This is a genomic window from Natrinema sp. H-ect4, from assembly GCF_041894845.1.
Classification (GTDB): domain Archaea; phylum Halobacteriota; class Halobacteria; order Halobacteriales; family Natrialbaceae; genus Natrinema.
The window spans coordinates 50,311-74,282 of record NZ_JBHDYC010000003.1; the positions used below are offsets into that span (position 1 = coordinate 50,311).

The window sequence follows — 23,972 nt, forward strand, 5'->3', positions numbered from 1 at the left end:
ACTTTCTGTCGTCGCTATACGATCGGGGCGCGAATCCGCGACCTTACAGTCCGATTCCCAGCGTCTCGTTGGTCGTCTCGATGCTCTCTGCGGCGTCGGCACTGCCGGTCACGGCCCGGATCGCGTCGACGTTCTCCGGTACGACATCGCTCTCCTGGTGGATTCCCTGAAACAGGTAGAGATCGCGCCCGACGGTCGAGACGGATTCCTCCCAGACGCAGTTCTCCCAGATGTCGCCGCGCGGCCGGCCCGCGTCCAGTGCGTACTCCTTGAGCGTCCCGCTGCCGTCGATGTCCAGCCGCTCGGGGATCAAGAACAGACGCGACTCGTCGGCGAACAGTTCGCGGACCTCGCTCGCGTCGACTTCCTCCTCGAGGGTGACGTTGAGGCTGTGCATATGCATCAGCGTCGCGGGCACCTTCATCCCGAGCGTGTCGATGTCGAGGTCGGGGAAGATGGTCTCGACGTCGGGACCGTGGTGGGAAGGGATCGTCACCGGGTTCGGGAGGATGTCGTTGATCGGCCCGCGGTCGGACTGGCCGGGGTCGCCACCGCGACGGACGAGCGTCGCGCGGACCTTCTCGACGCCGTAGGCCTCCCGGAGCGGCGCGATGACTCGAGAGAGCCCGGTCGTGTTACAGGAGACGACGCGTACGTGATCGGCGTCGACGGCGTTCTCGAAGTTCGAGCGCGCGTTGAAGCTCACGTCGGTGAGTTCGGCGTCCTCACCGCCCTGGTAGAGCGCGGGCGTATCGTGCTCCTCGTAGAGTTCCTTGTTCTGGGCTCCGATTCCAGAGGGCGTCGCGTCGACGACGACGTCGGCCTCGGCGACGAGTTCCTCGACCGGACCCGCGATCTCGAGGCCGGCCTCGGCGAACAGTTCCTCGCGCTCTTCGATTGCCGCGTAGAGCGGGAACCCCTTTTGGATCGCCGTCTCGGCCTCGAAGTTCGGGCGCGTCTTCGCGACGCCCAGCACCTCCATGTCGGGCTGTTGCCGGACGGCGTCCGCGACGCGCTTGCCGATCGTACCGTAGCCGTTGATTGCGACCTGTTGCATGTACCCGGGAGTGAACCACCGAGCGGGATAATCGTTTCGAGGACTCGCAGCCGATTCTTACTCGAATCGGAGTTCTCGATCCCTCTCGAGGCCGATCTCGGTACCGGTTCGCACGGCACTCGAGCCGATCGATCCGTCCGTTCAACCTGATCCGGCGGGACGAATCGTCGAGCGAGACCGCCCGAGAACCCGCGAGCGCGACCGAGGGCAAGACATATCGGCCCGCTCGCCGCACACCCGCGTATGACAGCACTTCGAGCCGCGGCGGAGACGGCGGTCCGCCAGTGTCTGGGTCTCGAGGCGGGAGAGTCGTGTGCGGTCGTCACCGACGACGACCGGGCTCCGATCGGGGAGGCGATCTACAAGGTCGCGAGCGAAATCACCGATGACGCCGTGATCGTCCGCTATCCACCGGGCGAGACCCACGGCGGCGAGCCCCCCGCTCCGGTGGCGGCGGCGATGGCCGAGGCCGACGTCGTCCTCGCGCCGACGACCAAGAGCCTGAGTCACACTCGCGCCCGCACGGACGCGAACGAGGCCGGGGCGCGGGTCGCGACGCTCCCGGGGATCACCGAGGACGTCTTCACGACGGGGCTGGCAGCAGATTACGAGTCGATCGCGGCCCACTGCGAGGCGGTCCGCGAGCAGGTCGCGGGGGCCGACGAGGTTCGCGTCACGACCGAGGCCGGCACCGACATCACGTTCGGCGTTGGCGACCGCGAGTGGCTCGTCGACACCGGCATCGTCCACGATCCCGGCGAGATGTCGAACCTCCCCGCCGGCGAGGTGTTCATCAGCCCCGAAACCGCCGACGGGACCTTCGTCGTCGACGGAACGATGATGCCCCACGGGTTGCTCGAGGACGGTCGGACGCTCTCGTTCGCGGTCGAAGACGGGTTCGTCACCCGCATCTCGGACGACGATATTCGCGAGACGGTCGAGGACGCCGCGGAGACGGCCGGCGACGCCGCGTACAATCTCGCGGAGCTGGGAATCGGCACCAACGTCGCCGTCTCCGACCTCGTCGGCTCGGTCCTCCTGGACGAGAAGGCCGGCGGCACCGTCCACATCGCGATCGGCGACGACGCGGGGATCGGTGGCGACACCGAAGCGCCGATCCACCTCGACGGCATCATCCGGGAACCGAGCGTCTTCGCCGACGGCGCTCCCGTCGATCTTCCGGTCGCCGATGGTGACTGATTGATCGACTGAACGACCGACGACCGAAGCACCGCTCTCGACCGCGATTGCTATTGCTTCCGTCGAGTCCATTCCGTCGGGATGCGCTCGAACTCCAGCCGATATGTGAGAACCTAGTGGTTTCAAGTTCGGGTAGTGTGAGGTGGAATCCGATGAGCGATACTCGAGCGTACGATATCGAGGGAATCGAGCTCACCGACGACCGCTACACGGTCGAGCAGGGGCTCGTCCGAAACAAGTACAGGGCGCTCGACGCCGACGGGAACGTCGTCCTCCGGGGTAAACAGAAGATGCTGAAGATGAAAGAGGAGTTCCCCTTCGTCGACGCCGACGGGAACGAGGTGTTCACAGTGAAAGCCGGCGGCATCATCGACGTCGCGGGGAACTACGTACTTTCGGATGCCCGGACCGGCGAGAACGTCGTCATTCTGGACAACGACTACTCGCTGTTGCAGGATACATGGAAGATTCGCGACGCGACCACCGAGGAAAAGTTAGCCGAGATCAACTCCCGCGGCGCGATGGTGACGATGGCCCGGAACGTCCTTCCGTTCGGCGGCTGGATCCCGCACAAGTACGAGATCACCGATCAGAACGGCGCACACGTCGGCTCCATCAGCGGCCAGTTCTCGTTGCGCGACCGCTACGACATCGTCATCGACGACGCCAGCACCGTTCCCAAAGAACCCATCATCGCCGCGGCGATGGTCATCGACGCGATTCAGGAGAACTAGGGTCGCTCCCAACCGGACGACGGGTTCAATCGCCTTTTAGGTGCGTAGCCGTTAGGAGATCCATGAGCGAAATACCGGACCGGGTTCCGACGCCCTGTCCTTCGTGCTCGCCGGACCTCGAGACGGTCCACGAGGTACTTACGGAGGGCGGCGGACACCTGACCGTTCGATGCAGCGAGTGTAGTCACGTCCACAAGATTCAGCCCGAGACCGAGACGGAGGTCACCCTCGACGTCGTCGTCTCCCAGGGCGGCGAATCGTTCACGGCGAACGTCACCACGCCCGAAGACGAGCGCATCGAAGTCGGCGACGAGTTCATCCTCGAGACCGACGAAGTGCTCTCGACCGTCCGCGTAACGAGCGTCGAACTCGACGGACAGAAACGAGTCGAGGCGGCCCCCGCCGAGGAGATCGAGACCGTCTGGACCCGCGAGGTCGACAACGTGGCGGTCAACGTCACGATCCATCCCCAAGACGGCTCGAGAGACGACAGCCACAGTATCACGGTCCACGTCCCCGGCGACTACGAGTTCGAGGTCGGCGCGGTCGAGTCATTCGGCGACGACGAGTTCGAGATTGACGCCTTCGTCGTCCGCGGCGACGCCGACGGCTACCGGCGAGACCGCTTCGAGGAGGGTGGCGATACGGGCTTTGCGAAGGATATCAAACGCGTCTACGCCTACGACGAGCAGAGCAGCGCCTGGTCTGCCTGGTAGGCAGGCGACATCCCGATCATTGCCCACACTCTGCCTCTCTCCTGCTGTCTACACCCCAGCGCCACGGTTATCCATCGCCCCCTCCCCCGGTATTCGCCACCCGACTTCCTACCGTTCTCGAGCGCGTATTCGGCGCCGACCCATGTCCGACACCGATAGCGACGAGGCTCCACGCCGGTGGATGGTCGAGACCGTCGCACCGCACGTGGACGACGACCGCGTCCTCGCGGCCCTCGACGCGGTCCCTCGCCACGAGTTCGTCCCGCCCGACCGTCGTGACAGCGCCTACGCCGACCGGCCCCTGCCGATCGGCGACGGGCAGACGATCAGCGCGCCCCACATGGTGGCAATCATGTCCGACCTGCTCGAGGTCGACCCCGGCGATGCTGTCCTCGAGATCGGCACCGGCTGTGGCTACCATGCGGCGGTGACGGCCGAGCTCGTCGGCGACGAGAACGTCTACACCGTCGAGTACAGCGGGAAGTTGGCCGAGCGGGCCCGCGAGCAACTCGCGGACCTGGGCTACGACGGCGTCTCGATCAGGGTCGGCGACGGACGCGACGGCTGGCCCGAGCACGCGCCCTACGACGCCGTCTACTTCACCTGCGCGGCGACCGACGTTCCCGACCCCGTCGTCGACCAAGTCCGACCGGGCGGCCAGGTGCTTGCGCCGATCGGGACCGGTCGCCAGACGCTCGTCGACGCGACGAAACGCCCCGACGGCTCGCTCGAACGGACCAAGAATGGCGGCGTTCGATTCGTCCGGATGCGAGGGTAGCTGACAATCGGACGAGCAAGCGCGCCATTCATAACGGCCGGTGCGATAGCTAGCGTATGGACCTCGCGGTACTGCGAGAGGACATGGTCGACGGCCTCGAGGCCGCGCCAAAGAACGTCCTCTCGGACGAAACCATCGCCGTCGCGATGCGCGACGTGCCCAGGCACGCGTTTCTCGACGACGAACGGACGGCCTACGCCGATCGCGAACACGACGCCTTCGGTACCCGCGTCCTCGCCCCGAGCACGGCTGCCAGACTACTTCAGGCGCTCGCACTCGAGGATGACGAGACGGTACTGATCGTGGGCGTCGGCGTCGGTTACACCGCCGCCGTCGCGGCCGAGGTCGTCGGCGAAACGAACGTTCACGCTGTCGACATCTCCCGGCCACTGGTCGTCGAAGCGCGGGAGAATCTCGCCGACGCGGGCTACGACGGCGTCCTCGTCGACTGCCGCGACGGCGCGACGGGCTTCCCCGAGTACGCCCCCTTCGACCGGATCTTACTCGAGGCCGCCGCGGTCGAACCGCCCCGCGCCCTGCTCGAGCAACTCGCCGAGGGCGGGCGACTGGTTTTTCCGCGGGGCACCCAACGACAGCGACTCGAGGCGGTCTCGACCGACGGCGTGGTCGACCGGTTCGATCCCGTCTCGTTTGATCCGCTGCTGGTCGAGGGCGAGCAATCGGGAGCCGTCGAGCGAAACCGGATGACTCGCGAGGACCGCGAACGGGCACAGCGACGCGCCGAGTCCCGTCGCGGCTGGGAACAGGACTGGATCGAGTGGGACGAGGCCGTAGACCGGCAGTCACAGCGTCGCCGATCCTGATAGCACGGAACTCTCCTCTCTCGCCGAACAGTATCACGGCCCGATTTGCGGCCGCTCGTCTTTCGAGCCGGTACGCCGGTGTTGCTGGGACAGTCAGTACCGCTTTCGGATGACTTCGCGCGCACGACCGCGAGATGCCTCTCGAGGGTGGGTAGAAAGGGTGGGGGGAATGGGGGTGGCGACAGTCTGTCTCAGATCGCCAACTACTCGTACGAACTGATGGGAGTTAAATATACTCTCTAACTGTTTACCACCTCGATATAATGAATTCTAATTAATTAGTGTCCTACCGAGACATTGTGATCGGGGGCCGCTGATTGCCATAACCGATGGTTTTGACAGAGACGACATTTTCCTGTCTGGCCACCCCGACTGATCTGACTCGTTCACACGTCACTCTGCGGGAACTCTCTCGTCGGAATGCACTGTGATGAGTACTCCCATCAAAACCGGTTTCCGGCACCCGTTCGACGAACGGCGTCGCTATAGAACGAATGGTTCGGGAAAGGGGGTGGGGGAATTGGGGATGGCGATAATGTGCCTCGGATCGCCAATTACCGATACGAACCGATGGTGGGTAAGAATACTTTCTAACTGTTTGTGTGCCCTCACAGGATATACTACTTAATTAGATTTTCCGTCGAACGCCACGGTGACGAGCTTTCGTTCAGCCGCTCGCAGGTGGTAGTGGTACGTCGGCGGCGAGATGTCGAGCGCGTCAGCGAGGTCTTCGCCGGTGCTCTCGCGTGGCCACTCGAAGAACCCGCTGTAGTGAGCCGCTTGCAACGCTTCGAACTGCTTGTCGGTGAGTTGTTCCGCGAGGTGGGTATCGAGCTGTCGCGCCGACTGCGTGGTCGTCGTCTCCCGTTTGGCAATCAGTTCCGTCTCGGGATACTCCTCTCTGATCGCCTCGATGAGCGCCCGCGTCTCCACCCGCTGTGGAACGTCGAGAACGAGCGTCGATGTCCCGTCCTCGGCCGTCGCCATCCGGATCTGTACGTCGTACGTTCGAAGCACGTCGAGGAACGGCGTCGCCATCACCGTCAGCTCGAACAGCGTCTCGTCTTCGCCTTCGGAGACGACCGAGAGCGTCTCGATTGACGCCCACGATGCTTCCAGCGGGGTGAGATCCGCCGCCGCCGGCGCGCTGACGAACAGCACGATCCCGTCCTCGCCGCGGTCGACGACGCCCTCGAGCGCGATCGGCTCCGTCCCGGCGACGTGAGTCGACAGCCGGTTGAGCAGCAATCGCGAGCCCCCTACGGCGAGTTCGAGCTCGAGGCGACTATCGGTCAGCATCGCCCGCGTCCGTTCGACCGACTGAATCGCGTGTCCGATCGTCTCCCCGAGCTCGGCGAGCACCTCGCGCTCGCGCTCGCCGACCGCGTCGGCTCCCGCGACGTGGACCATCAGGACGCCGTAACGCCGTTCGTCCGCAGCGAGCGGGACGCCCAGGACCGTCTGAAACCCGTAGGTCAGCGCCTCCTTGCGTCGCATCGTCCACTGGTCGTCCTCGAGCACGTCGCGTACCGTCCGCACCTGCCCCGACTCGAGGATCTCCCGGACCTGTTCGATCTCGGGTGCGCAGTCGTTGCCGGCGCGGATTCCGTCGATGTACGCCGCGTCGATCCCGGCCCAGGCGGTCGGCGCGGGCGGTTCGTCGTCGCTCGCGGCGATCCAGGCGAACCGATACCGGTCCGTTCCGGCGAGGCGATCACATACCGTCTCCTCGATCGCCGCGCGCGTCGACGCTTGCGCGACGCCGTGATTGATCTCGCGGACGATCTCGTTCGTATGGTTGAGCCGCGTCAGCTCCTCGTTTTGCTGCGTGAGCGTCCGATCGTGATCGCGAAGCAACTGCTCGCGTTCGGCCCGGTCCAGCGCCGCCTCGGTGTTGGCCGCCAGAATGTGCAACAGCTCCGTCATCGTCTCGTCGAATCCGTCGACGTCTTCCGTCCCAGCGACCAAGACACCGTGCGTCCCCAGCGGGACGATCAGTTCGCTTCGACCCACTGTTTCCGCAGTATCGGCCCCGTCTTCGCGACTGACGTCCTCGTAATAGGCGCTGTCCCCCTCGGAGAACGCCTCCCAGATCAGCCCCTCTCCCCGTTCGAACGTCTCCGCGAGATCGCCCAACTCGGGCGAGCGCCGCGTCGACGCCGCGCGCTCGAGGGCCCCCGCCGTCGGCTCGAACGCGTAGGCCGCCGCGACCGCCACGTCCAGGATCTCGCGGGCCGTCTCGACCGCCGCCCGGTAGATCTCCGCTTTGGTCTCGGCTCGCATCAGATCTCGCGTCGTCTCGTGTAACGTCGTTAGCGTCCGCTCGTAGCGGCGCTCGCTCTCCCGGAGCTCCGTTTCAGTGCGGTACTGGGCGACTGCGTTCGTGATCTGGTTCGCCAACAGCGCGTACTGCTCCTCGCCGGATTCCTTCTGGAGATACTGTGTTACCCCCGCCGCGATCGCCTCGCTGGCGATCTCCTCCGATCCCCGCCCTGTAAAGAGGATAAACGGCAGGTCGGGGTCCCCCTCCCGGACTCGCTCTAACAGCTCAAGGCCCGTCATCTCCGGCATTTCGTAATCGCTGACGATACAGTCGACCCCGCGGCGCTCGAGAATTGCCAGCGCTTCCGCGCCGTCCGTCGCCGCCTCAGCCGCGATCGACTCGCGTTCGCGCTCGAGCATCTCTCCGGCCAGAGACGCGAAGCCGGGTTCGTTGTCGACGACGAGTACGGTGATCGCTTGTGACATAATTCCGCTGGTCCCGACGACCGGTATTGTGAACGGGTAGCCGTTCACCCGGCTGTCGGTTCACGTAATTGGGACTTGGCTGAGTACTAATATATTAGGATAGCAAACGAGCGCACGCTAACTCTTTGCCTATCGTCGATAGTGTCACAGAAACATCCATTTTGGGCCGGATGGAAACGGACTCAGTCACGGCAATCGAACCTCGAAGCGGTATGTTTCGGCTAGATTAACGCTGGGATGGTCGATCTTTGGCTCGGACAATCGAAGATACGTACTTTTCTTTCCGACATCCTCAATTGGCACCCAGTACAGTTCTTCGTTGTCTTTACATCGGACAGCGAACGCATCAACCTCTCCATCGTACCCGTCCATCTTGATGTCTCCGTCGACAGTCGTTTGACTGGCCGTTTTGAATCGAACGACTTCGTCTTCGATCCATCCAGTTTTACACTGCACTCGCTGGAGTCGATCGCCGGTATCTAGAACGAGATCGTATTTGTCGTTGTCACCGAATGGAACGGAAACGGAGTGTCCTTCTGCGATGAGCGCGGCTATAATTCGGGCTTCAGTTTCATCGCCGATTTGTTTGGTATTCATCGCCTTCTCAAAGCCAGTATTGTGTTCAATAACTACCGTAATATTACGTTCGATTAACCACTACTCGTTCCCAACTATACGTGGATGCAGGAACTTTCGAGGAATAGCAACTCGCTTCGCTCGTCGGTTAGTTCTTCGAGAAAGCGCCCGAGGCGGGATTTGAACCCGCGTCACGACCGTGACAGGGTCGTATGATGGGCCACTACACCACCCGGGCAACCTGCAACCCTTCGTTCCCTCGTCGGAGTATTAAGGGTTTTGTTCCCTTCTTATTCTCATCGTTCAGTGACAAAACCACTCTGCCTTTCCAGACGAAGTTATCTGGTCCTTCTATGGCACAAATCAGCGAATTCGTTCGGGGGGAGGGACGCACTCCGATACTATAGTGCCCACTGAAAGTCATTGTACGCCTGATCGAACGACAGCTGTCCGATCAGTGTGTGAATCGTTTCAGTGGCTACTATATCTCGTCGAAGTATCGCAGTCACTGAAACGATGTATCCGCTGATCGCATCGCCATCGCGCAATCAGATGTCTCAATTCGATCGATCTAGGCGTGTGGCTCTCTGTTTTCACCTTCCTTGTTCCGTTTTTCGAGGAATAGCGACCCGCTTCGCTCGTCGGTTAGTTCTTCGAGAAAGCGCCCGAGGCGGGATTTGAACCCGCGTCACGACCGTGACAGGGTCGTATGATGGGCCACTACACCACCCGGGCTTCAACACATGGTTACCCGCTGCTGGTATTAAGGCTTTTCAATCGAACAGCGTGTGGTACGGTCAATCGCGCCACGATAGCCGCCTCGAGCCCGTTTCCTCCACTATATCGTGCTACAACATCACACGACCCACAAGGAATATAACTGAGAACCGGATACTCTCGAGTGTGATCGACGGTTCCGGTCAACTTTGCCCGGCCGGGTAGCCCCGCTTGTGCCTCGAGTTAGTAACCGTTAAATGCCTCCCACCGCTATCTACCTGTAGTATCTCGTGACAGCCGCTTCTCTCCCGATAGCCGACACGCACACCCACACTCACACCAACACATGGTAGACGTAAGCCAACACGAACTGGTTCCGGAGCACAGTGTCCTCGAGGAAGACACACTCGAGGAGGTGCTCGAGGAATACAACATCGATCGTACAGATTTACCGAAAATACAGCGCAAGGATCCCGCCCTCCCCGACGAGGCGGAGATCGGCGACGTTATCAAGATCGTCCGTGACTCGCGGACGACCGAGCAGGCAGTCATCTATCGACTCGTGGTGGAATAAATGGCAATTGAACTAAACCGCGACGACCGACGAGAGATTTCGCGTGAATATTTCGCGAAGGAACGGATCGCCGAACACCACTACCGCTCGTTCAACGCCTTCCTCAACCGAGGAATGCAGCGGGTCGTCGACGAGAAGGAGACGATCGACACGGACATCGGCGATAAGGAAGGCGAGGAGCCGGTCCACGTCGAACTGGGCGACGTCCGCGTCGTCACGCCCCGCGTCCGAGAGGCGGACGGTTCCGAAGAACTGCTGTACCCACAGGAGGCCCGCCTCCGCAACATCACCTACTCCGCGCCGGTGTTCATGGAGATGTCCATCGTCAAGGGCGAGGAAGGCGACGAGCGGGTCGTCGACTCGACCGAGACGAAGATCGGCCGGATGCCGATCATGGTCGGCTCCGACAAGTGTAACATCGCCGGCTTCTCCGACGAGGAACTGATCGAGATCGGCGAGGACCCCGCCGACCCCGGCGGCTACTTCATCGTCAACGGCTCCGAGCGGGTGCTGATGACCAGTGAGGACCTCGCACCGAACAAGATCCTCGCGGAGTACGACAGCAAGTACGGCGACGAGATTCAGGTCGCCAAGACCTTCTCGCAGCGCCGCGGCTACCGCGCTCTTGTCTTGTGCGAACGGAATCGTGAGGGACTGCTCGAGGTCTCGTTCCCCTCGGTGTCTGGCTCGATCAACTTCGTGACGCTCGTGCGGGCGCTCGGCCTCGAATCGGACGAGGAAATCGTCCACAAGGTCTCGAACGACCCCGAGGTCGTCAAGTACATGCTCGAGAACCTCGAGGAAGCCGAGGTCCAGACCGAGGAGGGGGCCATCGAGGAGCTCGGGAAGCGCGTCGCCTCCGGCCAGGGGAAGAACTACCAGCTCAAGCGGGCCAACTACGTCATCGACCGCTACCTCCTGCCTCACCTCCACGAGGAAGGCGTCGAGGAGGAGGACGTCCGGATCAACAAGGCCCACTACCTCTGTCGGATGGCCGAGGCCTGTTTCGAACTCGCGCTCGGACGGCGCGAGTCCGACGACAAGGACCACTACGCGAACAAGCGGCTCAAGGTCAGCGGCGACCTGATGAAGGACCTGTTCCGGACCGCGCTGAACAAGCTGGCGCGGGACGTGAAATACCAGCTCGAGCGCGCAAACATGCGAAACCGGCAGCTCTCGGTGAACACGGTCGTTCGATCCGACGTGCTTACTGAACGGCTCGAGCACCCGATCGCGACGGGCAACTGGGTCGGCGGCCGATCCGGTGTGAGCCAGCTGGTCGACCGGACGGACTTTATGGGCGTTCTTTCCCACCTGCGCCGCCTTCGCAGCCCGCTCTCTCGCTCGCAGCCCCACTTCGAAGCGCGGGACCTGCACGCGACCCAGTGGGGTCGCATCGGGCCATCGGAGACGCCGGAGGGACCGAACTGTGGACTGGTGAAGAACTTCGCCCAATCGATGGAGCTCTCACAGAACGTCGAGGACGAACAGGAACTCAAACGCGAACTCGCATCGATGGGCGTCGAGGGCATTCCCGGTCTCGAAGGCATCGAACGGACGACAGCGGCAGGGGACGATTAAATTATGAGCAGCCAACAACGAGAGGCGAAAGTCTACGTCAACGGGTCGCTGGTGGGGACGCATCCCGACCCGCACGAACTCGCAGAACAGATCCGCGAAGCGCGACGCATCGGCGACGTCAGCGAGATGGTCAACGTCTCGGTGAAAGACCGCACTCGCGAAGTGATCGTCAACGCCGACGCCGGCCGTGCACGACGGCCGCTGCTGGTCGTCGAGGACGGCGAACCACGCATCTCCCAGCAGGAGATCGAGGCGCTCCAGGACGGCGACCTCGAGTTCGAGGATCTCGTCGATCACGGCTACATCGAGTTCATCGACGCCGAGGAGGAAGAGGACATCCTCGTCGGCGTCGACGAGGACGATCTAACCGAGAAACACACGCACCTCGAGATCGATCCGTCGCTGATCTTCTCGATCGGTGCGGGCATGATCCCCTACCCCGAGCACAACGCCTCGCCCCGCATTACGATGGGGGCAGGGATGATCAAGCAGTCGCTGGGGCTGCCGAGCGCGAACTACCGGATCCGGCCGGACACGCGCCAGCACCTGCTGCACTACCCGCAGCTCTCGATGGTGAAGACCCAGACGACCGAGCAGATCGGCTACGACGAGCGGCCGGCGGCCCAGAACTTCGTCGTCGCCGTGATGAGCTATGAGGGGTTCAACATCGAGGACGCGCTGGTCATGAACAAGGCCAGCGTCGAACGCGCGCTCGCTCGCTCGCACTTCTTCCGCACCTACGAGGGCGAGGAGCGCCGCTACCCCGGTGGCCAGGAGGATCGCTTCGAGATTCCAAGCCAGGATGTCCGCGGTGCCCGCGGTGAGGAAGCGTACACCCACCTCGACGAGGACGGCCTCGTCAACCCCGAGACGACGGTCGACGAAAACTCCGTCCTGCTCGGGAAGACGAGCCCGCCGCGATTCCTCGAAGAGCCAGACGACATGGGCGGACTCTCGCCCCAGAAGCGGCGTGAAACCTCCGTTACCATGCGCTCGGGCGAGTCGGGGATCGTCGACACCGTCACCCTCATGGAGGGTGAAGACGGCTCGAAGCTCTCGAAGGTCTCCGTGCGCGACGAGCGGATCCCCGAACTCGGGGACAAGTTCGCGTCACGACACGGCCAGAAGGGTGTCATTGGCCACCTCGCACCCCAGGAGGACATGCCGTTCACCGAGGAGGGCGTCGTTCCCGACCTCGTGCTCAACCCGCACGCGCTACCGTCGCGGATGACCGTCGGCCACATCCTCGAGATGATTGGCGGGAAACTCGGCGCGATGGAGGGACGGCGCGTCGACGGGACGCCGTTCCTCGGCGAGGGCAAAGACGAACTTCGCGGTGGGCTCGAGGACGCCGGGTTCAATTCGGCCGGTAAGGAGACCATGTACTCCGGTATCTCCGGCGAGAAGATCGACGCCGAGATCTTCGTCGGGGTCATCTTCTACCAGAAGCTCTACCACATGGTCTCGAACAAGCTGCACGCCCGCTCGCGCGGGCCGGTGCAGGTGCTGACCCGACAGCCCACGGAGGGACGCGCCCGCGAGGGTGGCCTCCGTATCGGGGAGATGGAACGCGACGTGTTCATCGGCCACGGGGCGGCCATGACGCTGAAGGAACGACTGCTCGACGAGTCCGACCGCGAGTTCATCCACGTCTGTGCGAACTGCGGGATGAGCGCGGTCGAAAACGTCGAACAACGGCGTGTCTACTGTCCGAACTGCGACGAGGAGACCGATATCCACGAGATCGAGATGAGCTACGCGTTCAAGCTCCTGCTCGACGAGATGAAGGCGCTGGGTATCGCACCGCGACTCGAACTGGAGGACGCCGTCTAACCCATGCAAGATACGACACCAAAAGACATCGGAGCGATCTCCTTCGGGCTCATGGAGCCCGAGGAATACCGGGAGATGAGCGCGACGAAGATCATCACCGCCGACACGTACGACGACGACGGGTTCCCTATCGACATGGGGTTGATGGACCCCCGGCTCGGCGTGATCGACCCCGGCCTCGAGTGCAAGACCTGCGGGAAGCACTCGGGTTCGTGTAACGGCCACTTCGGTCACATCGAACTGGCCGCGCCGGTCATCCACGTCGGCTTTACGAAACTCATCCGACGGCTCCTGCGAGGGACCTGTCGGGAGTGTTCGAAACTCCTCCTCACCGAGGACGAACGCGACGAGTTCCGCGGTCAACTCGACGAGTCCCGGAAACTGAGCCGGGATCTCAACGACGTGACGAAGGCCGCGATTCGGCAGGCTCGGAAGAAGGACCGCTGTCCGTTCTGTGGCGAAATCCAGTACGACATCGACCACGAGAAGCCGACGACTTACTACGAGGTCCAGCAGGTCCTCACCAGCGAGTACTCCCAGCGCATCGCCGGCGCGATGCAGGGCGATGAGGAGGAAGGGATCGACCGGACGACGCCGGACGAACTCGCCGAAAAAACCGAGATCGAACTCACGCGGGTCAACGAGATCCTTTCGGGCTCCTTCCGTCCGCGCGAGAGCCAGCGAAAGGCCATCGAGAAGGCTCTTGATATCGACCTGACCGAGGAGGACACGAACAAGCTGATGCCCAGCGACATCCGGGACTGGTTCGAGAATATTCCGGACGAGGACATCGAGGTACTGGGGATCAACCCCGAGCGGTCCCGTCCCGAGTGGATGATCCTCACCGTTCTCCCCGTCCCGCCGGTCACCGCGCGACCGTCGATCACGCTCGACAACGGGCAGCGATCCGAGGACGACCTGACCCACAAGCTGGTCGACATCATTCGGATCAACCAGCGGTTCATGGAGAACCGCGAGGCCGGCGCACCCCAGCTGATCATCGAGGACCTCTGGGAACTGCTCCAGTATCACGTCACGACGTTCATGGACAACGAGATCTCGGGAACGCCGCCGGCGCGACACCGCTCCGGCCGCCCCCTCAAGACCCTCTCCCAGCGACTCAAGGGCAAGGAGGGTCGCTTCCGAGGCTCGCTCTCGGGCAAGCGTGTGAACTTCTCCGCCCGGACCGTCATTTCGCCGGACCCGACCCTCTCGCTGAACGAGGTCGGCGTTCCGGACCGCGTCGCCAAGGAGATGACCCAGACGATGAACGTCACCGAGCGCAACCTCGAGGACGCCCGTCGATTCGTCTCGAACGGCCCCGAGGGTCACCCCGGTGCGAACTACGTCCGTCGACCAGACGGCCGCCGGCTCAAGGTGACCGAGAAGAACTGCGAACAGCTCGCCGAGAAGGTCGAGGCCGGCTGGGAGGTCAACCGCCACCTCATCGACGGCGACATCGTCATCTTCAACCGCCAGCCGTCGCTCCACCGGATGTCGATCATGGCCCACGAGGTCGTGGTCATGCCGTACAAGACGTTCCGGCTGAACACCGTCGTCTGTCCGCCGTACAACGCCGACTTCGACGGCGACGAGATGAACATGCACGCCCTCCAGAACGAGGAGGCCCGCGCGGAGGCCCGCGTCCTCATGCGCGTTCAGGAACAGATCCTCTCCCCGCGCTTTGGCGAGAACATCATCGGGGCCATTCAGGACCACATCTCCGGGATGTACCTCCTGACCCACGACAACCCCCGATTCAACGAGACGCAGGCGCTGGACCTGCTTCGTGCCACCCGGATCGACGAACTGCCGGAACCGAGCGGGATCGACGACGAGGGAACGCCGTTCTGGACCGGCTACGACGTCTTCTCCGAACTGCTGCCCGACGACCTGAACCTCGAGTTCACCGGTACCGTCGGCGACGAAGTCGTCATCGAAGACGGCCAGTTGCTCCAGGGTACCATCGCCGAGGACGAGGTCGGTGAGTTCGGCGGCGAGATCGTCGACACGATCACGAAAGTCTACGGCAACACCCGCGCGCGCATCTTCATTAACGAAGTTTCGACGCTGGCGATGCGCGCCATCATGCACTTCGGGTTCTCGATCGGGATCGACGACGAGACCATCCCCGGGGAAGCCCAGTCTCGCATCGACGAGACGATCGACGACGCCAACGACCGCGTCGAAGAGCTGATCGAGGCCTACGAGAACAACGAACTCGAGAGTCTCCCCGGCCGGACGATCGACGAGACCCTCGAGATGAAGATTATGCAGGCGCTCTCGCGTGCGCGTGACAACGCCGGGAACATCGCCGACGAGCACTTCGAGGACGACAATCCAGCCGTCGTCATGGCCAACTCCGGTGCCCGCGGATCGATGCTCAACCTGACCCAGATGGCCGGCGCGGTCGGCCAGCAGGCGGTTCGGGGCGAGCGGATCAACCGTGGGTACGAGGATCGGACCCTCAGCCACTACGAGCCAAACGACCTCTCCGCTGAAGCACACGGCTTCGTCGAGAACTCCTACACGAGCGGCCTCACCCCGCGGGAGTTCTTCTTCCACGCGATGGGTGGTCGTGAGGGCCTGGTCGACACCGCAGTCCGTACCTCCAAGTCCGGTTACCTGCAGCGTCGGCTGATCAACGCCCTCTCCGAACTCGAGTCCCAGTACGACGGTACCGTTCGAGACACCTCGGACACGATCGTCCAGTTCGAGTTCGGCGAGGACGGCACGTCGCCGGTCAAAGTCTCCTCCGGAGACGACAACGACATCGACGTCGAAAACATCGCCAGTCAGGTACTCGACTCCGAGTTTGCCTCTCAGGAGGAACGAGACGAGTTCCTCGGCTCCAGACCACAGCCGACGAACCTCTCCGAACACGCCGACGATCGCCTCGCCGAGGACGTGGGGGTGAGCTCGGATGACTAGCGTCGACTACGATGTTGACGACGACACGATCGCAGTTGTCGAGGACACCGACCTCCCACGGCGACTCAAAGACGAGGTCTACGAGACGCTCGAGAGCCGCGAGGGCGCGACCGTCGAGGAAGCCGACGAACTCTCGAAGGCCGTCGAGACCCGCTATCTGAACACGCGAGTTCCCCCGCTCGACCCCGTCGGGACGGTCTCGGCCCAGTCGATCGGCGAACCCGGCACCCAGCTGACGATGAACACGTTCCACTACGCGGGTGTCGCAGAGATCGACGTGACCCAGGGGCTGCCTCGGCTGATCGAGCTGGTCGACGCCCGGAAGACCCCGGACACGCCGATGATGACCGTCTACCTCGAGGACGAGTACGCGACCGAACGCGAGAAGGCCCACGAGGTCGTCTGGAGCATCGAGGCGACCAAGATCCTCGCACTGGGCGACGTCTCGACGAACGTCGCGGACATGCGCGTTCAAATCTCGCTCAACGAGGACACGCTGCAAGAGCGGCTGATCACGGCCGAGGAAGTCGCCGAGATCATCGAGGACTCCCTTGGTGTCAAGACGGTCCAGCAGGGTGCCAGCATCGAGTTTGGCCCCGAAGAACCGTCCTACCGCGATCTCCTCCAGCTGGTCGAAGAGCTCCGCGAAATCACGTTCAAGGGGATCGAAGAGGTCTCCCGCGTCGTCATCCGGCGCGAGGAACTCGAGGACGGCGAGGAGTTCGTCCTCTACACCGAGGGATCGGCCTTCGGCGACGCCCTCGATATCGAGGGCGTCGATGCCTCGCGGACGACGTGTAACAACATCCACGAGATCCACCGCAACCTCGGCATCGAGGCTGCTCGCGAAACGATCATCGAGGAGACGAACAACACGCTCGCCGAGCAGGGACTGGACGACGTGAACGTCCGGCACCTGATGCTCGTCGCGGACATGATGACCAATCGCGGCGAGGTCGAGTCGATCGGCCGCCACGGCATCTCGGGCTCGAAGGATTCGGTGCTGGCACGCGCGGCGTTCGAGGTGACGGTCAACCACCTGCTCAACGCCGCTATCCACGGCGAGATCGACGATCTCGACGGCGTCACGGAGAACGTCATCGTCGGCAAGCCGATCAAGCTCGGCACCGGCGATGTCGATCTCCGGATGGGATCGACCACCTCCGGGAGCGGTCAGGCCGACTGATCGATGGGTGTTACCCTCGACGACGACGCTCGCCAATATCTCGGTGCATTCGAGGACGTGACCGGCGTCGACGGTCGGGACTGTCTCATCACCGAGGGCGGTAACAGGCTCCTGATCGTGGTCGAACGCGGCGGAATGGGCGAGGCGATCGGCCCCGGCGGTCGGACGGTCCAGCGATTCGAGGACCGGGTCGATGCGCAGGTTCGTCTCGTCGAAGGCGCGGACGATCCCGAGGCGTTCGTCGCAAACGTCCTCGCGCCAGCGGCCGTCTACAACGTCACCATCAGCGAAAACGACGATACTGTCGCCTACGTCGAGGTCGCCGAAGACGACCACGGCGTCGCGATCGGAACGAACGGTCGGACGATTGATGCCGCCCGAACGCTCGCGGATCGCCACTTCGGGATCGACGACGTCCAGCTCATCTGATTTGCGCCTCGCTGCGATTTTTGGCCGATACGTCTCCCTCGAGGCGACAGTCTCTGAAATCGATCGACTGCTCGCAGTCGATCTTCCGTTCGGGGACCTCTCGCCCGCCGAACGTCGCTAACCCGCGCTCCGGGCGTAACTCGAGCCGGCGAAACGCCCGCAGATTCGGCGAGCGATGTTCCTAAAGCGATCTCGAGCCGTCACGCGGAGTCGAAACGGGTCGCTTAAGTGCCTTCGTCGGATAGCGACCTCCATGGCAAACGGCAAATATGCCGCGCGGAAGCTCAAGAAGGACCGCCAGAATCAGCGGTGGTCCGACTCTGACTACGCGCGCCGCGCCCGTGGACTTCGCGAGAAGTCCGATCCACTCGAGGGTGCACCGCAGGCTCGCGGTATCGTACTCGAAAAGGTCGGCATCGAGGCCAAACAGCCCAACTCGGCGATCCGAAAGTGCGTCCGAGTGCAGCTGATCAAGAACGGCAAGCAGGTCACCGCGTTCTGTCCCGGTGACGGTGCCATCTCGTTCATCGACGAACACGACGAAGTCACCATCGCCGGGATCGGTGGGGCGAAGGGTCGTGCGATGGGCGACCTCTCCGGTGTCAACTACAAGGTCGACAAGGTCAATGGCGTCGCACTGAAAGAACTCGTTCGCGGGAACGCGGAAAAACCGGTGCGATAATCATGGCTGCAGAAGATCAACCGGATCCGGACGCGCCGGCCGGTGGCACAGACGTTTCGGCGAAGCTCTTCGGCACGTGGGAGGTCGGCGAACTCGAGTACGCCGATCCCTCGACCGAGCGCTACATCACGGTGACTCCCGTCGCTCACACCGCGGGCCGTCACGCCAACAAGCAGTTCAAGAAGTCCCAAATCTCGATCGTCGAGCGCTTCATCAACCGCTTGATGCAGACCGAGGAGAACACGGGCAAGAAACAGCAGTCGCTCAACCACGTCCGTGACGCGTTCGAGCTCGTTCACGAGCGCACCGAAGACAACCCCATTCAGGTGCTTGTGACGGCCGTCGAGAACGCGGCCCCGCGGGAGGAGACCGTCCGCCTGAAGTACGGTGGAATTTCGGTCCCGAAGGCCGTCGACGTCGCCCCGCAGCGTCGGGTCGACCAGGCCCTGAAGTTCCTCGCAGACGGCGTCTACAACTCGTCGTTCAAGACGACGACGGATATCGAGGAGGCAATTGCCGACCAGCTCATCGGCGCGGCCAACTACGACGTCCAGACGTACGCCGTCAGTCAGAAAGAAGAGAAAGAGCGCGTCGCGGCAGCCGCCCGCTAACGCGATTTGTCGATTCGTTTTTCGGTCGGCCTTCCACTCGGAGTAGTGCCATCGATTTTCGAACCGCTCTACTATAGTAACAACTGCAACTAGTTACACACTGATCGCACAGCTGTCGGGCGATCAGGTGTGCAGTGACTTGCAGTGGCTACTAGAGCACTTTCTCGGATTTCCATCCGGTATCTCACCCTGACAGACCCCATCGAGTGACGCTCGAGTGGTGGTACAGCGGCTCGGAGTTGGATTGCGAATACCACCAGTGAGGTGCTATTCGTATTTGCTGTTCTACTAATTCGTTTAATACTGTTTCAACAAGTAGTCTATCATATTGGTATTATCTATCCTTTGAAAGAGATATTAAAATAAATTAATTACAGCCTGGTACTATACTTCGAGTGTACCATGACGGACATTACACAGTACTTGAAGAACCACCCGCGAATGATCGGCGCCCTGTTCACGATTCTGCTGCTACTGGGACAGGCTGGAAATGTCGCAGCAAACAGTTCGATCTTCTTGGGCCCGTAAGAATTAGACGTTATCAGAAAGCAGTTCGCCACTCCATTGTACTTCCCCATTAAGCAATACCGGAAATTCTCCCTCACTATAGAAATCTTCTAGTTGTGCATTTGTAACTGATACTTTCTCTATCCTATGGGGAATCACACTATACAGATCAACTGGTTCTAGGTAGGGAAAGAAGACACCACCTCTTCTAATTTCAGCTGAAATATAAGGTACTACATCCGCTCTAGTATCTTCTTTTTCATCATTCACTAAACATACGTTTGGTATACGTGTTTCCGATTGTGCTATCGTCGTTCGTGCATCACCAACCATTCGGTACTGTTGTCCAAGGACATTCTCTTGACGGGTAATATCAAGTGCTCCGTATAGCGGAAATCCGAGGTTCAATAACTGAGCAATGAGGCTTCCTATACTCACTGCACCACTATTAACAACGTTGCCAAACGTTACTATTCCACCGATACTTCCGGCTTTAATAAGGTGCAACCCCTGTTCGTGAGATTGACATGCATTTAGTAAAAACGCCTTCGCACCGACTGTGTCAACCGTCGCGGCATTTAGTTTTCCATCTGAACATTGGAACCCCTCAGTATCTATATGTCCGATATAATGTAGGAAGTCGCTGTCCCTCGCCAGTACCTCCGCAAGAGCAGATGTCGTGAGATCGTAGTGAATAGTTGTTTCAAACGGTAGTTCTTTCCGGGTTCCGTATGTTCCATTAACACTCTCAAGTTCCTCTCGCATATCATTGTCATTACATATGACTTCAATTTCAATAGGACCGTCCTTCGGTGTCCGTCCGATACTACTTTCGTATGATACCAATGGAACTGTACTAGTTATTTCCGTGTTATCAATTCCAGTCCAAGATTGTAGGATCGTTGGCAGTTGTGGTAGATTATTAGATATAGATATAGCTTTATTCCCGCGGATGTTCTGAGAACTCGCACTACGAACGAAATCACTACTATCCCGAGTGAATTCGTTAACCGCTTTTTTTGCTGCTGGATCTATCACTGACGAACTATCGGATTGGTCTTGAACTTTGACGACAGCGAGATCATTGGTGACGAAAGGGAGGAATTCGATGTACTCTGCAGTGGGTTCAAATTGCGTCTCGAGTTGCCAGTTCGGAAGATACGGTTGCAAAGTTGAGTATGGTACATCGAGAAATGTTTCCACCCGTTCAACAAGTGGTTGATCGTACGCAACCTCGGGTTCAAACTCCAGGACCGATTCGACCATCTCGCGTTCGTGCAGTGGAAAGGGAGTCGTGCCCTCCGTGCGGACGACGCAATCGAGAAAGAATACCTGTTTCAGTACTTGTTTCACTGCTGTATCAAAGCCGTTTCCGCAATCAAATGAATATCTATAGCCCGATTCAGTAATTAATTCAGGACTTGTACCTGGAACTACATCTGCACCAAGATAATACGCTAGTGGTGCAGCGATGAAGGTGTTTTGTAGCGTTGCAGGAACTTCTATGCGGATTCCTATTTCTTCCCGATCGAATTTATTGGGTATATGAAGATCGTCACCAATTTCGAGACGGGGCGGGTGTCCACGAAGTGTCGGATAGGTCCGTTCTGGGGTCGTCGTTTTTAGTGCTGAACCAAAGGCAGACACTGCCGCCATAACGTCTTCTGGGTCAGTTGTCGTTGTAATCGTCCCTGCTGGTCGCTCATGGAATGATCGAGCACCAAGGATCACTTGTGTCGAATCGCCGAGGTTGACATATGTTTGTTCACTATCTGAGTAAATGTCGACCGAGCTATCGACCTTGGCATAGACTTTCATGGGTCCCGATATATCTAGCGTATATTCTCCGTGCGAGAGGTCCACCTGCTCGCTTGGAGGGACTTTTGCAACCATGGTATTGTCCGAATCACGAATGAGGACATGGTCGGTAGTTGGCAGCGTAATCGAACCAGTTGTAACCGCTATCGCTGCATCAATAGGAAATCCGATTTGATCCGTAGCAGCTGACTCGAGCGAAACCGGTTCGTTCGTCGTCAACCGATACCGGTGTCGTTCGATCGGATCGATTATCTCGAGCCCGTCAGCTGTCGGCTCGAACTTCGGCGTTATTGAGTCGGATGTGTGAGTCATACGGCTTCTGTGCGATCGATCGTGGCGCTTCTCGAGACCGTATCTATGGACCGTTTCTAGCGATCGACCGTTACTCCGAATCGACCGGCAGCCAGCCGGAGCTGTAGGCCCCGTCGTCGATATCCCACCGCTCCTGGTAGTCGCCGTTTTGCTCCCGAAGTTCGACGACCACGTCGAAAAGCGGCGAGAGGACTGGAACGACCTGCGCATCCCGTTCGACCGGGAGGTGATAGTGCACCATCCCGTCGATGGTCCTCGTTCGGCCGTTGATCAAATGCAGGAACTTGAACATTCGCTGTCTGCCGTACTCCTCGAGGAGGGGAAGCAACGAATTGATTCCGACCCTGACCTCGGACGGCTCGAGCACGTCGGCGGTGGCTTCGAAGGATTCGATCGCACTCGAGATGGCGATGCCGAGGTCGGCGAGGGTATCGACATCGGTCGTCGACGGTTCGATCGACGGCGAAACATCCGGGGCGGTCGCGGCGGCACTGCGCGCCTGCGTGTTGTAGGCGATAACCGAAAGCGTCTCCGAACTCCCGTCGTCGACGAAGTGTGAGACGGGGTGTGGTTCGCCGGTCGTCGAGACCAGAACGCGTCGCCGGACACGGCTGGCCCCACAACCTAGCAGCCGTTGACAGGTATCTCGACGCTGGTCAGGCTGGACGGAGCCTACGACGAGAACGCTCGCTCCCTGTCGTTTCAACCGCGTTAGCTCGTCGGAAAAGCCGTCCCCGTTCGTCCTTTCACAGTCCGTTCCCGAGAGCATCACTAGTATGTTCCACGGTTTTATTCCCTCAAACAATAAATGTTCGGATTGAAGCGTACGGTCAACGCTTCGATGAACCGCCGTTTCAGGTATCCACTCGAGTCGGCCGGTCACGCCGGTCATCGTCGCGATTCGGGTCGTGACGACTCAGTCCGCCGCGGGTCCCTTGCCGCCGACGTACGCCCGGGTCGCGTCGACGAGCACCTGCCGGTAAGAGCTCGTGTCGGGCTCCCGTGCGAGCTCTCGGAACCGCTGTTTGAACGCCTCGAAGTCGACCTTCGGTGCATCCATCGCGGCCGCGTGCGCGAGGTCGTAAAGTCGGTGGTCCCTGTCGACGAGATCGTGCCGTTCCGCGAGCGCCAGTGCGAACGCGGCGTTTACGGCCGTGATTTCCGGGTCGGCGCTCGCAGAGAGACGCTCGAGGCCGGGTCGGGGCGGCGTCTCGGGTCGGTCTGCGACCGCCGCGGCGAGGCTCGACTCGAGGAAGGAGAGCAGTTTCTCGCCGGGGCCGACCGAGAGCGTGATGTCGTCGGCGTAGATGTCTTTCATGTGGTTTGCGATCTGATAGCAGTGGGAGAGTTTGCGCCGTTCGACGCTCTTGCCGGCCAAGGCGAGATAGAGCACTTCCTCGGTCGACTGGGTGTGGGAGGGGTGTCGCTGCTCGTGGCGAGCCATGTGTGCGAACTCGTGAAGGGCGAGTTCGCGGGCCATCGCTGACGAGGCGGCCTGCCTCGAGATGTTGAGCACGTGGCGATCGTCGTAGTGGGCGGCCCAGGTTCGTTCGTCCGGATCGTCGCGGAGGTGGACGTAGACCGGTAGCGAGAGGTCGTGTTCGGTTTCGAAGAGGTCCCGGGCGCTGAGGAATGGAGAGGTTGGGCCCGGCCCCTGAACGCGGATGTCCATGTGTGCTACTAACAAGAGCCGACGGGGTTTGACTCTTGCGTGCGATTGCGTGTGGGTGAATTGGGTCGTCGAGCGGGTGAACAGTAATATCTACTGGACGGTTCACACACCGATCGCATAGTCCGCGGTTCTCGCTCACTCCGTTCGCTCACGGCTCGCTTCGCTCACCGTTCGCATTCCCGCGGTTCTCGCTCACTCCGTTCGCTCACGGCTCGCTTCGCTCACCGTTCGCATTCCCGCGGTTCTCGCTCACTCCGTTCGCTCACGGCTCGCTTCGCTCACCGTTCGCATTCCCGCGGTTCTCGCTCACTCCGTTCGCTCCGAACCGCGTTCGCTCCGAACCGCGTTCGCTCTGAACCGCGCTTCCGCCGTGCGATCAGGTGTGTAGTGACGGTCAGTGGCTACTACTTGCCCTCCGCACGGCTATGGTGTCGATGTGAGTTCGGATCACGGTGTCCCGGGATTGTACGGTCGCGTCACCGTAGA

19 protein-coding genes and 2 tRNA genes are annotated in these 23,972 nt (G+C 61.2%); 13 read left to right on the plus strand and 8 right to left on the minus strand.

The annotated features are described in order from the left end of the window. Window positions 1–43 precede the first annotated feature (43 nt). Window positions 44–1,057: a type II glyceraldehyde-3-phosphate dehydrogenase gene (locus ACEWFR_RS05610; RefSeq protein WP_374060107.1), complete on the minus strand. Its 1,014-nt coding sequence runs from the start codon at window positions 1,055–1,057 to the stop codon at window positions 44–46. Between the two features lie 243 nt (window positions 1,058–1,300). On the opposite strand from ACEWFR_RS05610, the gene ACEWFR_RS05615 reads away from it, so the two are divergent. The 5 genes from ACEWFR_RS05615 (at window position 1,301) to ACEWFR_RS05635 (ending at window position 5,309) form a co-directional block, all read left to right on the plus strand. Beyond that, on the plus strand, window positions 1,301–2,257 hold the full coding sequence (locus tag ACEWFR_RS05615; protein ID WP_374060108.1) for an aminopeptidase: 957 nt from the start codon (window positions 1,301–1,303) through the stop codon (window positions 2,255–2,257). A gap of 152 nt (window positions 2,258–2,409) precedes the next feature. Further along, window positions 2,410–2,991, plus strand: a complete 582-nt coding sequence (locus ACEWFR_RS05620; RefSeq protein ID WP_374060109.1) for an LURP-one-related/scramblase family protein — start codon at window positions 2,410–2,412, stop codon at window positions 2,989–2,991. 62 nt (window positions 2,992–3,053) lie between these two features. Beyond that, the gene (locus ACEWFR_RS05625; RefSeq protein ID WP_374060110.1) at window positions 3,054–3,707 is read left to right on the plus strand and encodes an HVO_0476 family zinc finger protein; all 654 of its coding nucleotides are present in this window, start codon (window positions 3,054–3,056) and stop codon (window positions 3,705–3,707) included. Between the two features lie 142 nt (window positions 3,708–3,849). Next, entirely contained in the window at window positions 3,850–4,485 is a 636-nt protein-coding gene (locus ACEWFR_RS05630) for a protein-L-isoaspartate(D-aspartate) O-methyltransferase (RefSeq protein ID WP_374060111.1), read from the plus strand. 56 nt (window positions 4,486–4,541) lie between these two features. Then, window positions 4,542–5,309, plus strand: a complete 768-nt coding sequence (locus ACEWFR_RS05635; RefSeq protein ID WP_374060112.1) for a protein-L-isoaspartate O-methyltransferase — start codon at window positions 4,542–4,544, stop codon at window positions 5,307–5,309. A 624-nt stretch (window positions 5,310–5,933) separates the two neighbouring features. On the opposite strand, the gene ACEWFR_RS05640 is transcribed toward ACEWFR_RS05635, so the two are convergent. The 4 genes from ACEWFR_RS05640 to ACEWFR_RS05655 form a co-directional block, all read right to left on the minus strand. Next, entirely contained in the window at window positions 5,934–8,057 is a 2,124-nt protein-coding gene (locus ACEWFR_RS05640) for a bacterio-opsin activator domain-containing protein (RefSeq protein WP_374060113.1), read from the minus strand. Window positions 8,058–8,243: 186 nt separating this feature from the next. Further along, window positions 8,244–8,654: a group I intron-associated PD-(D/E)XK endonuclease gene (locus ACEWFR_RS05645; protein WP_374060114.1), complete on the minus strand. Its 411-nt coding sequence runs from the start codon at window positions 8,652–8,654 to the stop codon at window positions 8,244–8,246. A 144-nt stretch (window positions 8,655–8,798) separates the two neighbouring features. Further along, window positions 8,799–8,871: transfer RNA gene (locus tag ACEWFR_RS05650), tRNA-Asp, on the minus strand. Window positions 8,872–9,295: 424 nt separating this feature from the next. Continuing rightward, window positions 9,296–9,368: transfer RNA gene (locus tag ACEWFR_RS05655), tRNA-Asp, on the minus strand. Window positions 9,369–9,696: 328 nt separating this feature from the next. On the opposite strand from ACEWFR_RS05655, the gene ACEWFR_RS05660 reads away from it, so the two are divergent. The 8 genes from ACEWFR_RS05660 (at window position 9,697) to ACEWFR_RS05695 (ending at window position 19,177) form a co-directional block, all read left to right on the plus strand. Beyond that, window positions 9,697–9,924, plus strand: coding sequence for a DNA-directed RNA polymerase subunit H (locus ACEWFR_RS05660; RefSeq protein WP_374060115.1), 228 nt, complete (start codon window positions 9,697–9,699; stop codon window positions 9,922–9,924). Beyond that, window positions 9,925–11,505, plus strand: coding sequence for a DNA-directed RNA polymerase subunit B'' (locus ACEWFR_RS05665; RefSeq protein WP_374060116.1), 1,581 nt, complete (start codon window positions 9,925–9,927; stop codon window positions 11,503–11,505). Between the two features lie 3 nt (window positions 11,506–11,508). Beyond that, window positions 11,509–13,338: a DNA-directed RNA polymerase subunit B gene (gene rpoB, locus ACEWFR_RS05670; protein ID WP_374060117.1), complete on the plus strand. Its 1,830-nt coding sequence runs from the start codon at window positions 11,509–11,511 to the stop codon at window positions 13,336–13,338. Window positions 13,339–13,341: 3 nt separating this feature from the next. Continuing rightward, window positions 13,342–16,269, plus strand: coding sequence for a DNA-directed RNA polymerase subunit A' (locus tag ACEWFR_RS05675; protein WP_374060118.1), 2,928 nt, complete (start codon window positions 13,342–13,344; stop codon window positions 16,267–16,269). After that, entirely contained in the window at window positions 16,262–17,455 is a 1,194-nt protein-coding gene (gene rpoA2 / locus ACEWFR_RS05680) for a DNA-directed RNA polymerase subunit A'' (protein WP_374060119.1), read from the plus strand. Before ACEWFR_RS05675 ends, rpoA2 begins: the two co-directional genes overlap by 8 nt. A gap of 3 nt (window positions 17,456–17,458) precedes the next feature. After that, entirely contained in the window at window positions 17,459–17,884 is a 426-nt protein-coding gene (locus ACEWFR_RS05685; RefSeq protein WP_374060120.1) for a NusA-like transcription termination signal-binding factor, read from the plus strand. 253 nt (window positions 17,885–18,137) lie between these two features. Next, window positions 18,138–18,566 carry a 30S ribosomal protein S12 gene (locus ACEWFR_RS05690; RefSeq protein ID WP_004267302.1) on the plus strand — a complete coding sequence of 143 codons (429 nt, stop codon included), beginning with the start codon at window positions 18,138–18,140 and terminating at the stop codon, window positions 18,564–18,566. A gap of 2 nt (window positions 18,567–18,568) precedes the next feature. Continuing rightward, window positions 18,569–19,177, plus strand: a complete 609-nt coding sequence (locus ACEWFR_RS05695; protein ID WP_374060121.1) for a 30S ribosomal protein S7 — start codon at window positions 18,569–18,571, stop codon at window positions 19,175–19,177. A gap of 531 nt (window positions 19,178–19,708) precedes the next feature. Here the strand turns inward: ACEWFR_RS05695 and ACEWFR_RS05700 are convergent. The 3 genes from ACEWFR_RS05700 to ACEWFR_RS05710 form a co-directional block, all read right to left on the minus strand. After that, a complete protein-coding gene (locus ACEWFR_RS05700; RefSeq protein WP_374060122.1) occupies window positions 19,709–21,577 on the minus strand; it encodes a hypothetical protein in 1,869 nt (622 codons plus the stop codon). A 307-nt stretch (window positions 21,578–21,884) separates the two neighbouring features. Beyond that, the gene (locus ACEWFR_RS05705) at window positions 21,885–22,583 is read right to left on the minus strand and encodes a hypothetical protein (protein WP_374060339.1); all 699 of its coding nucleotides are present in this window, start codon (window positions 22,581–22,583) and stop codon (window positions 21,885–21,887) included. Window positions 22,584–22,730: 147 nt separating this feature from the next. Next, the gene (locus tag ACEWFR_RS05710; protein ID WP_374060123.1) at window positions 22,731–23,486 is read right to left on the minus strand and encodes a DUF5781 family protein; all 756 of its coding nucleotides are present in this window, start codon (window positions 23,484–23,486) and stop codon (window positions 22,731–22,733) included. Window positions 23,487–23,972 lie beyond the last annotated feature (486 nt).

Excerpts from the sequence above, each read along its gene's own strand:
- ACEWFR_RS05685 (WP_374060120.1), top strand. The coding sequence starts at position 17,459 with ATGGGTGTTACCCTCGACGACGACGCTCGCCAATATCTCGGTGCATTC.
- ACEWFR_RS05610 (WP_374060107.1), bottom strand. The coding sequence starts at position 1,057 with ATGCAACAGGTCGCAATCAACGGCTACGGTACGATCGGCAAGCGCGTC.
- ACEWFR_RS05645 (WP_374060114.1), bottom strand. The coding sequence starts at position 8,654 with ATGAATACCAAACAAATCGGCGATGAAACTGAAGCCCGAATTATAGCC.
- ACEWFR_RS05695 (WP_374060121.1), top strand. The coding sequence starts at position 18,569 with ATGGCTGCAGAAGATCAACCGGATCCGGACGCGCCGGCCGGTGGCACA.
- ACEWFR_RS05700 (WP_374060122.1), bottom strand. The coding sequence starts at position 21,577 with ATGGTTGCAAAAGTCCCTCCAAGCGAGCAGGTGGACCTCTCGCACGGA.
- ACEWFR_RS05690 (WP_004267302.1), top strand. The coding sequence starts at position 18,138 with ATGGCAAACGGCAAATATGCCGCGCGGAAGCTCAAGAAGGACCGCCAG.
- ACEWFR_RS05615 (WP_374060108.1), top strand. The coding sequence starts at position 1,301 with ATGACAGCACTTCGAGCCGCGGCGGAGACGGCGGTCCGCCAGTGTCTG.
- ACEWFR_RS05675 (WP_374060118.1), top strand. The coding sequence starts at position 13,342 with ATGCAAGATACGACACCAAAAGACATCGGAGCGATCTCCTTCGGGCTC.
- ACEWFR_RS05625 (WP_374060110.1), top strand. The coding sequence starts at position 3,054 with ATGAGCGAAATACCGGACCGGGTTCCGACGCCCTGTCCTTCGTGCTCG.
- rpoA2 (WP_374060119.1), top strand. The coding sequence starts at position 16,262 with ATGACTAGCGTCGACTACGATGTTGACGACGACACGATCGCAGTTGTC.
- ACEWFR_RS05665 (WP_374060116.1), top strand. The coding sequence starts at position 9,925 with ATGGCAATTGAACTAAACCGCGACGACCGACGAGAGATTTCGCGTGAA.
- ACEWFR_RS05705 (WP_374060339.1), bottom strand. The coding sequence starts at position 22,583 with ATGCTCTCGGGAACGGACTGTGAAAGGACGAACGGGGACGGCTTTTCC.
- ACEWFR_RS05630 (WP_374060111.1), top strand. The coding sequence starts at position 3,850 with ATGTCCGACACCGATAGCGACGAGGCTCCACGCCGGTGGATGGTCGAG.
- rpoB (WP_374060117.1), top strand. The coding sequence starts at position 11,509 with ATGAGCAGCCAACAACGAGAGGCGAAAGTCTACGTCAACGGGTCGCTG.
- ACEWFR_RS05640 (WP_374060113.1), bottom strand. The coding sequence starts at position 8,057 with ATGTCACAAGCGATCACCGTACTCGTCGTCGACAACGAACCCGGCTTC.
- ACEWFR_RS05660 (WP_374060115.1), top strand. The coding sequence starts at position 9,697 with ATGGTAGACGTAAGCCAACACGAACTGGTTCCGGAGCACAGTGTCCTC.
- ACEWFR_RS05710 (WP_374060123.1), bottom strand. The coding sequence starts at position 23,486 with ATGGACATCCGCGTTCAGGGGCCGGGCCCAACCTCTCCATTCCTCAGC.
- ACEWFR_RS05635 (WP_374060112.1), top strand. The coding sequence starts at position 4,542 with ATGGACCTCGCGGTACTGCGAGAGGACATGGTCGACGGCCTCGAGGCC.
- ACEWFR_RS05620 (WP_374060109.1), top strand. The coding sequence starts at position 2,410 with ATGAGCGATACTCGAGCGTACGATATCGAGGGAATCGAGCTCACCGAC.